The organism is Terrabacter sp. AAH1, from assembly GCF_054456855.1.
Map to the genome: position 1 here is coordinate 38413 of NZ_JBTJJV010000020.1, position 14192 is coordinate 52604.

At 70.0% G+C, this 14192-nt stretch carries 10 protein-coding genes and 2 pseudogenes; 8 read left to right on the top strand and 4 right to left on the bottom strand.

Annotated elements, in window-relative coordinates:
* Window positions 1-58: 58 nt before the first annotated feature.
* Window positions 59-1588, bottom strand: coding sequence for a glycerol kinase GlpK (gene glpK / locus ACXR8F_RS20495; protein ID WP_045190658.1), 1530 nt, complete (start codon window positions 1586-1588; stop codon window positions 59-61).
* Window positions 1585-2355: an IclR family transcriptional regulator gene (locus ACXR8F_RS20500; protein ID WP_045190659.1), complete on the bottom strand. Its 771-nt coding sequence runs from the start codon at window positions 2353-2355 to the stop codon at window positions 1585-1587. The genes glpK (ACXR8F_RS20495) and ACXR8F_RS20500 overlap by 4 nt, the downstream gene beginning before the upstream one ends.
* Before the next feature lie 167 nt (window positions 2356-2522).
* Here ACXR8F_RS20500 and ACXR8F_RS20505 point away from each other — a divergent pair, with 167 nt between their 5' ends.
* The 3 genes from ACXR8F_RS20505 to ACXR8F_RS20515 all read left to right on the top strand — a co-directional run bounded on the left by ACXR8F_RS20505 (window position 2523) and on the right by ACXR8F_RS20515 (window position 6679).
* On the top strand, window positions 2523-3359 hold the full coding sequence (locus tag ACXR8F_RS20505; protein ID WP_458803336.1) for an MIP/aquaporin family protein: 837 nt from the start codon (window positions 2523-2525) through the stop codon (window positions 3357-3359).
* A 63-nt stretch (window positions 3360-3422) separates the two neighbouring features.
* Window positions 3423-4937 (top strand): glycerol kinase GlpK, encoded by a 1515-nt coding sequence (gene glpK / locus ACXR8F_RS20510; protein ID WP_045190663.1) that lies wholly within the window; start codon window positions 3423-3425, stop codon window positions 4935-4937.
* Window positions 4892-6679, top strand: a complete 1788-nt coding sequence (locus tag ACXR8F_RS20515) for a glycerol-3-phosphate dehydrogenase/oxidase (protein WP_082080878.1) — start codon at window positions 4892-4894, stop codon at window positions 6677-6679. The genes glpK (ACXR8F_RS20510) and ACXR8F_RS20515 overlap by 46 nt, the downstream gene beginning before the upstream one ends.
* Window positions 6680-6795: 116 nt before the next feature.
* Here ACXR8F_RS20515 and ACXR8F_RS20520 read toward each other — a convergent pair whose 3' ends face one another.
* Together ACXR8F_RS20520 and ACXR8F_RS20525 are read right to left on the bottom strand one after the other, a co-directional pair.
* The gene (locus ACXR8F_RS20520) at window positions 6796-7008 is read right to left on the bottom strand and encodes a hypothetical protein (protein ID WP_052677243.1); all 213 of its coding nucleotides are present in this window, start codon (window positions 7006-7008) and stop codon (window positions 6796-6798) included.
* A gap of 335 nt (window positions 7009-7343) precedes the next feature.
* A complete protein-coding gene (locus ACXR8F_RS20525; RefSeq protein WP_458803339.1) occupies window positions 7344-8582 on the bottom strand; it encodes an HNH endonuclease signature motif containing protein in 1239 nt (412 codons plus the stop codon).
* A gap of 62 nt (window positions 8583-8644) precedes the next feature.
* On the opposite strand from ACXR8F_RS20525, the gene ACXR8F_RS20530 reads away from it, so the two are divergent.
* The 5 genes and pseudogenes from ACXR8F_RS20530 to ACXR8F_RS20550 all read left to right on the top strand — a co-directional run.
* Window positions 8645-8995 (top strand): hypothetical protein, encoded by a 351-nt coding sequence (locus tag ACXR8F_RS20530; RefSeq protein ID WP_045190668.1) that lies wholly within the window; start codon window positions 8645-8647, stop codon window positions 8993-8995.
* A 113-nt stretch (window positions 8996-9108) separates the two neighbouring features.
* Window positions 9109-10914 carry a DEAD/DEAH box helicase gene (locus tag ACXR8F_RS20535; RefSeq protein WP_458803341.1) on the top strand — a complete coding sequence of 602 codons (1806 nt, stop codon included), beginning with the start codon at window positions 9109-9111 and terminating at the stop codon, window positions 10912-10914.
* Between the two features lie 104 nt (window positions 10915-11018).
* A complete protein-coding gene (locus tag ACXR8F_RS20540; RefSeq protein ID WP_458803343.1) occupies window positions 11019-11567 on the top strand; it encodes an NADPH-dependent FMN reductase in 549 nt (182 codons plus the stop codon).
* A 303-nt stretch (window positions 11568-11870) separates the two neighbouring features.
* Window positions 11871-13038 (top strand): annotated as a pseudogene (locus ACXR8F_RS20545) (IS3 family transposase).
* 33 nt (window positions 13039-13071) lie between these two features.
* Window positions 13072-13507: pseudogene (locus ACXR8F_RS20550) on the top strand (transposase); the annotation flags it as partial.
* Window positions 13508-14192 lie beyond the last annotated feature (685 nt).

The following is a 14192-nucleotide window of genomic DNA, read 5'->3' on the forward strand; positions in this document are numbered from 1 at the left end:
CACGTATGCCGTCCGCTCCCCCGAGCGGGCGGCATACGTCTGCTTGCGGCCGAGCCCGTCAGCACGGCGGTGACGCGTCGCTGCCCGCCGTGCGGCCCCACGTGACGGCCAGCTCGACGGCGTCACACCACCTGCGGTACTGACGCTCAACCTCGTCATGCTCGGGGGTCGGCCGCCACTCGGCGGCCTGGTGCCAGTTCGAGCGCAGCACCCGCTTGTCGGGCCAGAACCCCACGGCCAGACCCGCCGCGTAAGCCGCTCCCAGCGCCACCGTCTCGGCCATCATCGGCCGCACCACCGGCACCCCGAGGACGTCGCTGACGTACTGCATGAGCAGGTTGTTCCCGGTCATGCCCCCGTCGACCGCGAGTGAGGCCAACGGGATCTCCGCGTCGCTGTTCATCGCGTCGACGACCTCCCGCGTCTGGCAGGCCACGGCCTCGAGCACAGCCCGCGCCAGGTGCCCCTTGGTCGCGTACGAGGTGAGCCCCACGAGCAGGCCCTGGGCGCGGGCCTCCCAGCGCGGCGCGAAGAGACCGGAGAAGGCCGGCACGAGGTAGCAGCCGCCGTTGTCGGGCACGGTCTGAGCGAGCGTCTCCACCTCGGCCGGCGTCCTGATCAGGCCGATGTTGTCGCAGCACCACTGGACGAGCGCTCCCGAGAAGGCGACGGCGCCCTCGAGCGCGTAGACCACCGGCTCGCCGTCGATGCGGTGCGCGACGGTGGTGATGAGTCCGTGGCTCGAGCGGATGAGCTCGTTGCCGGTGTTGAGGAGCAGGAAGCTGCCGGTTCCGAAGGTGCACTTGGCCTCACCCGGGTCGAAGGCGGTCTGGCCGAACAGGGACGCCTGCTGGTCGCCGATGACCGCTGCGACTGGGATGCCGGGCACGGGGTCGACCGTGCATCCGACGTCCCCGAGCGACGAGACGATGCGAGGAAGCCCCGTCCGGGGCACCCGCATGAGCGCCAGCAGCTCGTCGTCCCAGTCGAGCGTCGACAGGTTCATGAGCATCGTCCGGCTGGCGTTGGTGACATCCGTGACGTGCACTCCACCGATCGGTCCCCCGGTGAGGTTCCACAGCAGCCAGCTGTCCATGGTGCCGACGAGGACGCTGCCGTCCTCGGCCCTCTCGTGCAGGCCCGGCACCTCCTCCATGAGCCAGCGCAGCTTGGATCCCGAGAAGTAGGTGACCGCGGGCAGGCCCGAGCGAGAGGTGATCTCGGACTCCGACATCTCCCGGCAGATCTGCTCGAGCAGGCCGGCAGTCCTGGTGTCCTGCCACCCGATCGCGTGGTGCACCGGTCGTCCGGTCCATCGCTCCCACGCGACGACCGTCTCGCGCTGGTTCGTCACGCCCAGGGCGACGACGTCACCCGGCGAGGCTCCCGCCTGGTCCAACGCCTCGGGCACCACCTCCTGGACGATCCGCCAGATCTCGGCAGCGTCGTGCTCGACCCATCCGGGGTGTGGGTAGTACTGGCGGTGCTGGCGCTGCGCAACCGCCACCATCCTCCCGTAGCGGTCGTAGACGATGCATCGCGTCGACGTCGTCCCCTGGTCGATCGCCGCGACGTAGCGTGCCGTCACGGTTCGCGCCCGTGCCCGAGCTCGCGCGACACGCAACGGCCCACGGCCACGACCTCCCGCACGACGTCCTCGCGCGGGCGAAGGTTGGTGTCGCAGACCCGGTCGACGTCGCCGGCCACCCCGACCGCAGCGACGACCGCACCACTCCGATCGCGCACCGCGGCGGCCACCTCGGCAACGCCCGGCAGGTGCTCGTCGACGGCGGCCGCCCAGCCTCCGTCACGGACGTCCGCGAGCTGGCGCAGGAGCGTCGAGCGGTCGCGACTCGTGCGGAAAGTGAAGGAGGAGAGCTCTCCCGGGGGCAGGCAGCGCACGGCGGCGGGGTCGAAGGCGAGCAGCACCTTGCCGAGCGCGGTGGCGTGCAGGGGCAGACGCGTACCGGTCTCGATGGTCTGACCCGGCGCGTCCGGGCGGAACACGTGATGGACCACGAGTGCCGACCCCTCGGAGAGTGCGGCGAGCCGGACCGCCTCCCCCGTCCTCGCGGCAAGCGCGTCGGTCCAGTTCAGGGCTCTCGACCGCAGCTCGTTGGGGTCGATGCGTTCGGACCCGAGGGTGAGCAGCTCGGCACCGAGCAGGTATCCACCCGAGGCGTGCTCCCTGTCGACGAACCCGACGTCGACCAATGTGGCGAGCAGGCCGTGCACCGTCGGTTTCGGCAGGTCGAGGGCCATGGCCACGGTTGCCAGCGAGACCGGCTCGGCCTCGGCGGCGAGCACCCGGAGGATCGCGGCGGCACGTTCCACCGACTGGATGCTGCCTGACACACCGTCGACGGTACCGCCGCGCGCTCTCTCGTGGCCGCCTTGGACATTCGGCGATGTCGAACGTCCCGATGTTCGGCGATGCCGAACGGAGGCGGTGGCGACGCGTCGACGGCGCGCCTAGCGTCCGGGCGATCATCTGCGGATCACCTGGTCAAAGGAGACCCTCCATGAACAGCAAGGAACCCAGTCTCACCGCTGAGCTGCTCGCCGAGTTCGCGGGCACGCTCGTCCTCATCCTCTTCGGGGTCGGCGTCGTCGCCCAGGTCGTCACGAGTGACGGAAACCTTGGCGACCACGACTCCATCGCCTGGGCCTGGGGCCTCGGCGTCACCTTCGGCGTGTACACCGCCGCCCGGGTCAGCGGCGCGCACCTCAACCCGGCCGTCACGGTGGCACTCGCCGCCTTCGGCGGTTTCAGCTGGCGCAAGGTGCTGCCCTACTCGCTGGCCCAGCTCGCCGGGGCCTTCTCCGCCGCACTCGTCGTGCGCTGGGTCTACGCCCAGGCGATCGGCGCCGTCGATCCCGGCCACACCATCAAGACCCAGGGCATCTTCTCGACGCTTCCCGGCAATGGCGCCCTCGACATCAGCCTCTCGACGGCACTGCTCGACCAGGTCGTCGGCACGGCCATCCTCCTCTTCCTCGTCATGGCCGTGACCGACGCCCGCAACAACGCGCCCGTGGCGTGGGTCGCGCCGATCGTCATCGGCCTCGTCGTCGTCGCCATCGGCATGGCCTGGGGCACCAACGCCGGCTACGCCATCAACCCCGCCCGCGACCTGGGCCCCCGGCTCGCCTCGTTCGTCACGGGCTATGGGACCGCCTTCTCCGACCAGCGCGGTGACCTCTACTTCTGGGTCCCCATCGTCGGGCCCCTCGTCGGCGGGCTCGTGGGCGCCGGCGCCTACCGCGCGCTCGTGGGACGCCACCTTCCCGAGCCGGAGGCCGAGCAGGTTCCCGGCGAGGTCCCCACCGACGCCCCACGCGTCAGCACCGTCTCGTGACGGCGGTCCATCACCGCACCCTCACCACCCTCCAGCGCCTCAACCCACTCAAAGGAGAGCACCATGGCTGACTTCGTCGGCGCCGTCGACCAGGGCACCACCAGCACCCGGTTCATGATCTTCGACCACTCCGGCAACGAGGTGGGCCGCCACCAGCTCGAGCACGAGCAGATCATGCCGAAGCCCGGCTGGGTGGAGCACAACCCCGTCGAGATCTGGGAGCGCACCGCCTCCGTGGTCCAGACCGCCCTCAACCGGAACGGGTTGTGTGCCAAGGACCTTGCCGCGTTCGGCATCACCAACCAGCGCGAGACCACCGTCGTGTGGAACCGGCGCACTGGCCGGCCCTACTACAACGCCATCGTGTGGCAGGACACCCGCACCGACCACATCGCCGCAGCGCTCGAGCGTGACGGCCGCGGCGACGTCATCCGTCAGAAGGCCGGTCTGCCGCCGGCGACGTACTTCTCGGGCGGCAAGATCCAGTGGATCCTCGAGAACGTGCCCGGAGTGCGCGAGGACGCCGAGCGCGGCGACGCGCTGTTCGGGACGACCGACTCGTGGGTCATGTGGAACCTCACCGGCGGCGTACGCGGTGGCGTGCACGTCACCGACGTCACCAACGCCAGCCGCACCATGCTCATGAACCTCGAGACGCTCGACTGGGACGACGAGCTGCTGGACATGTTCGGCGTGCCGCGACAGATGCTCCCTGAGATCCGGCCGTCGTCGGACCCGGAGCTCTACGGCCACACCCTCGACAACGGTCCGGTCGGCGGGGCGGTGCCGCTGTCGGCGATCCTCGGCGACCAGCAGGCCGCGATGGTGGGGCAGGTGTGCCTCGCCGCCGGCGAGGCCAAGAACACCTACGGCACCGGGAACTTCCTGCTGCTCAACACCGGTCACGAGCTGGTGCGCTCCGACAACGGCCTGCTGACGACCGTCTGCTACCAGTTCGGCAAGGAGAAGCCGGTCTACGCGCTCGAGGGCTCGATCGCCGTGACGGGGTCCGCCGTGCAGTGGCTTCGCGACCAGCTCGGCATCATCTCAGGGGCGGCCCAGAGCGAGTCGCTGGCGCGCGAGGTCGACGACAACGGCGACGTGTACTTCGTGCCGGCCTTCTCGGGCCTGTTCGCGCCCTACTGGCGCTCCGACGCCCGCGGCGCCATCGTCGGGCTCTCGCGCTACAACACGAACGCGCACATCGCCCGGGCCACGCTCGAGGCGATCTGCTACCAGAGCCGCGACGTCGCCGATGCCATGGAGAAGGACTCGGGGGTCCGGCTCGAGGTGCTCAAGGTCGACGGCGGCGTCACCGCCAACTCCCTCTGCATGCAGATCCAGGCCGACGTGCTCGGCGTCCCCGTGAGCCGTCCCGTCGTCGCGGAGACCACCGCTCTCGGGGCGGCCTACGGAGCCGGGCTCGCCGTCGGGTTCTGGGAGTCGCCCGACGAGCTGCGCGAGAACTGGAACGAGGCCCGGCGGTGGGACCCGGAGTGGACCGAGGAGCAGCGCGAGACCGGCTACGCCGGATGGCGCAAGGCCGTGACGCGGACCTTCGACTGGGTGGAGGTGTGACAGTGGCATCGGCTGCCCGACTCTCCCCCACTGAGCGGGCCCGAGCGCTCGAGGCGATGGCCGGTGAGGAGCTCGACGTGCTCGTCATCGGTGGCGGCGTGGTCGGCGCCGGCGCCGCCCTCGACGCCACGACGCGCGGGCTGCGGGTCGGCCTCGTTGAGGCACGCGACTACGCCGCCGGGACGTCGAGCCGGTCGAGCAAGCTCGTCCACGGTGGCCTGCGCTACCTTGAACAGCTCGACTTCCGACTCGTGCGCGAGGCGCTGCGCGAGCGCTCGCTGATCCTCCACCACCTGGCGCCGCACCTGGCCCGGCCCGTACCGTTCCTCTACCCCTTGAGGCACAGGGTGTGGGAGCGGCTCTACGTCGGGCTCGGTGTGGCGCTCTACGACACGCTCGGTGGTCGGCACGGGGTCCCCGGGCACCGGCACCTGACGCGCCGGGCAGCACTGGCCCGCTTCCCGTCCCTGCGGGAGGAGGCACTCGTGGGGGCGATCGAGTACCACGACGGGCAGGTCGACGACGCCCGGCACACGATGATGTTGGTCCGCACAGCGGCCCAGCACGGCGCGCTGGTCGCCACGAGCGCCCGGGTCACCGGGTTCCTGCGCGACGATGAGCGCATCGTCGGCGCCATCGTCACCGATCTCGAGTCCGGGCGTGAGCACGTCGTCCGGGCCAAGCGGATCATCAACGCGGCCGGCGTGTGGAGCGACGAGCTGCAGGAGCTCGTCGGAGCCCGCACCGGCCCCTCCGTGCGAGCGTCCAAGGGGGTGCACATCGTGGTCCCACGTGACCGCATCGACGCGCACAGCGGCATCATCACCCGCACCGCGACGTCGGTGCTCTTCGTCATCCCGTGGGACGACCACTGGATCATCGGCACGACCGACACCGACTGGGCGCTCGACCGTGCGCACCCTGCGGCCAGCCGCAAGGACATCGAGTACCTGCTCGCGCAGGCCAACCGAGTGCTCGCGACACCGTTGGGACCGGAGGACGTCGTCGGCGTCTACGCCGGCCTGCGTCCACTGCTGTCGGGCGAGTCGGACGAGACGAGCAAGCTGTCACGCGAGCACGCGGTCGTCTCGCCGGTGCCGGGCCTCGTCATGGTGGCCGGCGGCAAGTACACGACCTACCGCGTCATGGCACGCGACGCCGTGGACGCCGCGGTGCGCGACCTGCCGACCCCCGCGGCCGAGTCGTGCACCGAGAACGTCCCCCTCGTGGGCGCGGACGGCTTCACGGCCGCCTGGAACCGCCGGCGCCTGACAGCCGGAGAGCTGGGCGTGGACGCCGACCGGGTCGAGCACCTGCTGCGCCGCTACGGGACGCTGCTCGACGAGCTGGCCGCGACCCTCGCCGAGAGGCCTGACCTCGCGGAGCCGTTGGCCGGCGCACCCGAGTACCTGCGTGTCGAGGCGTGGTACGCGGCCGCCGCCGAGGGCGCACTGCACCTCGACGACGTGCTGACGCGCCGCACCCGCATCTCGATCTTGACGCCGGACAGAGGGGTCGGCGCCGCCGAGGAGGTCGCCGAGGTCGTCGCGCCCGTGCTCGGGTGGGACGACGAGGACGTCGCGCGCGAGGTGGCGCACTACCGGGCACGCGTGGAGGCGGAGCTGCAGTCACAGCGCGAACCCGACGACCTCACCGCTGACGCGGCAAGGCTGGGAGCCCCGGACGTGCGTGGGAAGTCAGTCGGCCATGGACGTGCCACGAAGGTCCAGACTGTGCCCTGAGTTGCCGGGCAGAAAGACGTCGTGCGGATGCCGCCCACCCTCGCGTGGGCGGCATCCGCACGTGGCGGCGCAGCCGACCGAATCGCTGCACGAAGCGGCTCCCGGTGTTCCCCGGCTCAGCGACGAGCGAGTCTGATGACGGCGTAGGTGATGCCGAGGATGACGTCCACGATCGCCCAGAGACCGATGATGAGGCCGACGCCGATGGCAGTCCCGACGGCTGCGGCGTCCTGCATGGTCGGGTCGCTCTGGGCCGGCGTGGACATCGACCCTGTGATGATCCAGGTCAGGAAGAGCGCCTGGACGAGGAGGAAGAACCACATGAACACGCGTCGCCGCTTAGTGGTGGGCAGGGTTTCGGTCGTAGGGTCTTGCGTGCGTGTCGACATGGTGGGCCTCCTTGCGGCCTGAGCGATCTCGGACCCGAGCCGTCTCGGGCCCTGGCATACCGGGCTCGCCCGTCCCGGCTACCCGGCACGATCCAGCCTCCCGGCCCAGGCAGGGGTGTCCCATAGGACAAAGTCCTCGAAAGGGGGGGACCTTCGACCACCTGTGAACCAACACCTCCCAGCGACGACCTACACCGACCACCTTCAGCGCTACTCCGACGCGCTGTGGCAGGGCTCGGGCCCCGCACTCGGTGGCGGGGTGCGGGGCGAGGTCGCTACAGGTGCCACGTGACGCCGGTCGCCGCGACGGTGGCCGTGAGGCCCCGCTGGTGGACGACCGTGTGGTGGCGCCCGCAGAGGAGAGCGCCGTTGAGCAGGTCGGTGCGGCCGCCGAACAGCCAGTGCACGACGTGGTGGGCGTCGCACCACCGGGGCGGGACCGTGCAGTCGGGGAACGAGCAGCCCCCGTCGCGGACGGCCAGCGCCCGTCGCTGGGCGGGTGTGAACAGTCGTTGCGTGTAGCCGAGGTCGAGCACCTCGGATCGCGCCCCGAGGACCATGGGGACGATGCCCGCCTCGCAGGCGAGGCGGCGCACGGCTGACGGGGACAGCGCGGCGTCGGTGTCGAGCAGGCCGGCGCCACGCACCTGCTCCAACAACGCCTCGAGGCTCATCGTGACGACGAGGGTGGTGCGCGGCGAACGGGTCACCCCTTCGGGCGCAGCCACTCCCCGGCCGACGATCTCGAGGAGCGCATCAGCCCGCCTCGTGGCCGGTGTGCGCGGGTCGACCTCACCGACGCCGCCGTCGAGGCAGAGGTCGGGACGCGGCGCCGACAGGGCGTCGACGGCCGACTCGACGATCGCGGCACCCTCCGGGTCGAGGCGCAGCTCGAACACCGAGAAGCCCGCGCACGAGCGGACCCTGCGGAAGGAGCGCCCGAGCCGCAGCCCAGCCTCCTCCGACTCGACCTCAGCCGGCGGCTTGAGCGTGGCGCGGGCGTGGGCGACGAGGCGGGCCAGCTCGCGCCGGCCGAGGACGTGGCACTCCTCGACCATGGTGTCGATGATCGCGGCGAGGTGGTCGGGGTCGGCGATGCGCGCCACGTCGTCGTGGAGACGGACGATGGCGGCGGCGTGCGCGACCGGCACCTCCGAAGCCGCCACCCGCTCGGCGAGGCGGGCCCAACGGGGCTCGTTCATGGCCGCCCCGACGCGCGTGACGGCGGCCGCCTCGGGCCCGTCGAGAGCACCTTCGGCCTGGCTGCGCAGCCAGTCGGTGCGCGAGAGCCCGTCGTCGGAGCCGAGTCCACGCGAGTCGGCCTCGCGCGCCAGCACGGCTGTCAGCGAGTGGCTCAGCTGCCGCACCTGCTGCGCCTGGCCGATGACCGCGCCGACCTCGGCCTCGGGCAGCGACCAGGTGGGGAACTCGCGGGTCAGGTCGCGTAGCGTCTCGGCCATCGAGCGCAGCACCTCGACCAGGCTCTTCGGCTCGATCGCGGCTGCTGCGCTCATGCATTCACTGTAGAGTCGACCACTGACAACGCATGACTTCGTCACACGCGCCGAGGAGCCCCATGCCCACGAGCAAGCGCCGCGCCGGCGCTCCCTCCAGCCCAGTTCCCGACACCCTGCGAGGCGACCGCACGAGGGTCCTCTCCGTCCGCCTCACGAACGAGGAGCTCGACGCACTGACCGCACGGGCCATCGAGATGGGCGTGGGCCCCTCGACCCTGGCGCGCGCCCTGGTCCGTCGCGGGCTCCGCATCAGCGCGACCGACGCGGGGGTCCCGCCATCAGCGGCACCCGACCTGACGGCCCCTCCGACGGCTCCCCCATCAGAGCTCGAGGCCCGCCTCGTCGAGCATCTCGTCACGGGCCTCGCCGCCCGCGTCGAGGCGCTCGAGAGGTGGGTGGCCGAGCACTGAGCCGACAGGATCGGGACGCAGACGGCCTACGCAAGGGGATCGACGGCATACGCGGACGGTCGATCGGACCCCGCCCGTGTCGCTCGCCCGCCCCGACGCACTACCGTCGGGGGGTGAGCGAACGAGGGACGGAACCAGAGCAGCGTGACGAGCCCGACCAGCCCGAGCAGGTGACGTTCGCCGACCTCGGACTCGACGAGCGGGTGCTCAAGGGCCTGCGCGACGTCGGCTACGAGCACCCGTCACCGATCCAGGCGGCGACCATCCCGGCGCTGCTCCAGGGCCGCCACGTCGTCGGTCTCGCGCAGACCGGCACCGGCAAGACGGCCGCCTTCGCGCTGCCGATCCTCAGCCAGCTCGACCTCCGGCAGAAGGCTCCCCAGGCGCTCGTGCTCGCGCCCACGCGCGAGCTGGCGCTGCAGGTCTGCGAGGCGTTCGAGAGGTATGCCGCCCGCCTCCCCGGCGTGCACGTGCTCCCTGTCTACGGCGGCCAGGCGTACGGCGTGCAGCTGAGTGCGCTGCGCCGCGGTGTGCACGTCGTCGTCGGCACGCCCGGACGCATCATGGACCACCTCGACAAGGGGACGCTCGACCTCAGCCAGCTGCGCTTCCTCGTGCTCGACGAGGCCGACGAGATGCTGAAGATGGGCTTCGCCGAGGACGTCGAGACGATCCTCGCCGACACCCCCGACGACAAGCACGTCGCGTTGTTCTCGGCGACGATGCCGGCACAGATCCGCCGCATCTCCAAGAAGTACCTCACCGACCCCGTCGAGATCACCGTCGAGACGAAGACGACCACCTCGCCCAACATCACGCAGCGCTACCTGACGGTCAGCTACCCGCAGAAGGTCGACGCCCTGACGCGCATCCTCGAGGTCGAGAACTTCGAGGGCATGATCGTCTTCGTCCGCACGAAGAACGAGACCGAGACGCTCGCGGAAAAGCTTCGTGCGCGGGGATTCTCGGCGATGGCGATCAACGGCGACGTCGCCCAGGCGCAGCGCGAGCGCACCGTCGAGCAGCTGAAGTCCGGCAAGCTCGACATCCTCGTGGCCACCGACGTCGCCGCCCGCGGGCTCGACGTCGAGCGCATCAGCCACGTCGTCAACTACGACATCCCCACCGACACCGAGTCCTACGTCCACCGCATCGGCCGCACCGGGCGTGCCGGACGCAGCGGCGACGCGATCTCGTTCGTCACGCCGCGGGAACGCCACCTGCTCAAGGCGATCGAGAAGGCGACGCGGCAGTCACTCGTGCAGATGTCGATGCCGACGGTCGACGACATCAACGCGACGCGCCTCACGCGGTTCGACGACGCCATCACCGAGGCCCTCGCGGGAGACCGCGTCGACTTCTTCCGCGACGTCATCGCGCACTACGTCAACGAGCACAACGTGCCCGAGGCCGACGTGGCCGCCGCCCTGGCTGTCGTGCTGCAGGGCGACGAGCCGATGCTGCTCGAGCCCGAGCCCGAGCGTCCGGCCCGTCGCAACTTCGACCGCGACGACCGGCAGCGCGGGGATCGTCGTGACGACCGGCGTGACGACCGGCGTGACGACCACTCCGGTGGGCGCGGACGCGATGACCGGCGGGGCGACCGGCGTGACCGCGGCCGCGGGGGCTCGGGTGGGCCGCTCGCCACGTACCGGATCTCCGTCGGCCGTCGACAGCACGTCGAGCCCCGTCAGATCGTCGGCGCCATCGCCAACGAGGGCGGCCTCGGACGAGCCGACTTCGGGCACATCGACATCCGCGCCGACCACTCACTCGTCGAGCTGCCCGCGACCCTGCCCGACGGCGCCTGGGAGCGGCTCCGTGGCACGCGGATCTCGGGCCAGCTCATCGAGCTGGTGCTCGACGAGGGGCGCCGCGGCGGTCGCAGTGGAGGCCACCGCAAGGGGTCTCGGCCCTGACAGGGCCTGATGCGGACGGCATACGAAATCTGGGTGTGACAGAGGCCACACGCCGAGCACGGCCGTCCTCGGGTGCTTGGATTTTCGTGATAGTTGGTTGAAGTGTGAACCAGTTGCGCATCATCGTCTCCAGCACCCGCCCCGGCCGCATCGGCCCGAAGGTCGCCGAGTGGGTGGCCGCACAGGCTCCTGCCGACGCCTGGGAGGTCGAGCTGCTCGACCTGTCGACGCTGCCCTTCTTCGACGAGGAGGACATGCCTAAGAACGGCAACTACGCGAAGCCGCACACGAAGGACTGGGCCTCCAAGGTCTTCGAGTCCGACGCGATCGTGGTCGTGACACCGCAGTACAACCGCAGCTTCCCGGCGCCGATCAAGAACGCCATCGACTACCTCTTCGCCGAGTGGGACAGCAAGCCGATCGCGCTCGTCGGCTACGGCTGGACCGGCGCCTCCGACGCCACCGCCGACCTGACGAAGGTGCTCGAGCACGTCAAGGCCGACGTCGTCGGCTCGACCGGCCTCGTCTTCACCCAGGACGTCTCTCCCGAGGGCGAGCTCGACGTCACGGCCGGGCGGCGCGCCGAGCTGGCCGGCCTGCTCGAGGCTCTCGGCTCTAACGTCACCGACATGGACGCCGTCAACGCCGGCTGACCTTTCTCGACCTCGCCGGGCCCTCGCGTCCGACTTCCTGCGGGCGCACCCTCTGCGGGTGCGCCCGCGGCGCGTTCTCGCCCCGATCTCACCCGCTGGCTCCGTTCTGGTGCCACCATCGGCTGACACTTAGGTGAGCGACAGGGGCGCACGATGGGTGCTGGTGTGGAATGGCGCGCGCACGCGCGCAGACCGAGGGCGTATGCCGTCAGCGTGGCGGTCACGCTCTTGGCTGGGACTGCTGACGGTCTAGTTGACACCTGACCTGTGGCGACGGAGGTCGCCACTGGAAGGATGTACACCATGCCTGCAGCCCACCCCAAGGAGTTTCGCGAGGACGTCGTGGCCGTCGCACGACGCGGCGAGGCCCGCTGAGCCAGGTCGCCAAGGACTTCGGGATCTCCGAGTCCTGCCTGCGTAACTGGCTCAAGAGCGCCGACGTCGAGGACGGCAGCTGATCCGGTACGACACGGCAGCAGTCCGAGGAGCTTCCCAAGCTGAAGAAGCGAAACCGGTTGCTGCAGCAGGAGAACGAGGTCCTACGCCGTGCCGCCGAGTACCTGTCCCAAGCAAACCTGAAGCTGGGCCAGTCCCCAAAATGAGCTACCCGCTGGCCCGTGACCTTGCCGCTGATGGAATCCCCGTCGCGGTGACCTGCCGGGTGCCGGGCTTCTCCCGCCAAGCGTTCTACGCGTGGTGTGCCGCGCCGGTCAGCGAGCACGACCTCGTCGACGCATACGCCACGAACGCCGCGGCCGAGGTCCACGCCGATGACCCAGGCGTCGGCTACCGGTTCATCGCCGACGAGGTTATCGACGCCGGCCATCAGGTTTCCGAGCGGCGGATGTGGCGGCTGTGCTTGCAGGCCAACCTGCTGTCCCTCACGCCCGCAAACGCGGCCAGTCCCGCCGGCCCGGGCCACCCGCGCACGAGGACCTCGTCGAACGCGACTTCACCGCTGGCGCGGAACCGGCTGTGGCTGACCGACATCACCGAGCACCCCACCGGCGAGGGCACGCTGTACCTGTGCGCCGTGAAAGACGCGTGCCCGCGGCGGATCGTCGGCTACGCCATCGCTGACCGGATGACCTCACACCTGGCCGTCGACGCCCTGCGGATGGCCGTGGCACGCCGCGGCGGCCCCCACGTCACCACCGGTTGCGTGGTCCACAGCGACCACGGAGCCCAGTTCCGGTCCCGACGCTTCGTCCACGAGCTCGACCGTCACTAGCTGCGCGGGTTGATGGGCCGGGTCGCCTCCAGTGCCGACAACGCCGCCATGGAGAGCTTCTTCGCCCTGCTGCAGAAGAACTTCTGGAAACCCGCCGCTGGCACACCCGCCACGAGCTGCGCCTGGCCATCGTCACTTGGATCGAACGCACCTACCACCGCCGACGCCGAGAACGACCCCCTCGGCAAGCTCACACCCATCGAGTTTGAGACCATCTACGCAGGCGCACACGCGGCATGAAACACCACACCCCGTCTGTCAACCAGACCGTCAGCAGTCCCGGACGTCTACTCCAACCGGATCGTCGGTACTCGATCAGCGACCGGATGAAGTCACGACTGGCAGTCGACGCGCTCGCCAGCGCGGTCGCCCGACGCGGTCGGGTCGCTGGCTGCATCCTGCACACTGACCGCGGATCGCATTTCAGGTCAAGGAAATTCGTCCGCGCCCTCCAGCGGCTCGACATGCTCGGCTCGATGGGCAAAGTCGGCTCAGCCGGCGACAACGCCGAGATGGAGAGCTTCTTCGCGCTGCTACCAGAAGACCGTGCTCGACCGGCGCCAGTGGGCCACCCGGCAAGAGCCGCGCATCGCCATCGTCACCTGGATTGAAGGGACCTACCACCGCCGGCGTCGTCAGGACGCTCTGGGCCGATACCCCAATCGAGTTCGAGACCATCATGACCACACCTGCCACTCAGGCAGCCTGACCCGACCTTCACCTATCGGTGCAGCAGTCCCGTGAGACTCTGCTCAGCAGCGAAGTCATTCTCAGAGTCCGTGCTGGTGTCGCTATGCGGTTCTCTGTATGGCTCTTCGCACATAAGGGTTCCAGTTGCGCTGATGGCGGGATCGTGGGCACCCCCGCAGATGGCGCAGCCTTCAAAGTGCTGTCCGCATGCACAGGGCAGGGACGTCTGGCGACCAGCCTCGCACGCACGGCCCGCAGGATGGGGTTCTCCAGGAAACGCCATGACATCAGCGCGAGCACCACCGCAAGTGCCAACCCGACAGACCGCTGAACAAGCCCTTCACCCAGCCACCGCTGAGTCAGGAAGATGCTCGTCGAGTTGTAAAGATAAAGGCCATAGCTCACAACTCCAGCCGCCCGGAGCGGCTTCCAGCACAGAAAGGACCGCAGCCAGGAGGGCTCCGTATCGACTGCTGCCAAGATAAGAGCACAGGCAGCCACCGCCAACAAGGGCAGGCCCAGGACGTAAGTCCCTGACCATCGATATGAGCCGGGGGTCGCGGCGTACGCAACGAGGACTACGTGTCGACGGCACCTGAAAACTGACCCCCTGACGGCAGGTGAAAACTGACCCCCTGCCGGATCCTGTCCTCAACTGCGAGGGCGGGAGGAAGCGGGTGTTGTCTGTGGAGGACTGGGCTGAG

Excerpts from the sequence above, each read along its gene's own strand:
- ACXR8F_RS20505 (WP_458803336.1), top strand. The coding sequence starts at position 2,523 with ATGAACAGCAAGGAACCCAGTCTCACCGCTGAGCTGCTCGCCGAGTTC.
- glpK (WP_045190663.1), top strand. The coding sequence starts at position 3,423 with ATGGCTGACTTCGTCGGCGCCGTCGACCAGGGCACCACCAGCACCCGG.
- ACXR8F_RS20515 (WP_082080878.1), top strand. The coding sequence starts at position 4,892 with ATGGCGCAAGGCCGTGACGCGGACCTTCGACTGGGTGGAGGTGTGACA.
- ACXR8F_RS20525 (WP_458803339.1), bottom strand. The coding sequence starts at position 8,582 with ATGAGCGCAGCAGCCGCGATCGAGCCGAAGAGCCTGGTCGAGGTGCTG.
- ACXR8F_RS20530 (WP_045190668.1), top strand. The coding sequence starts at position 8,645 with ATGCCCACGAGCAAGCGCCGCGCCGGCGCTCCCTCCAGCCCAGTTCCC.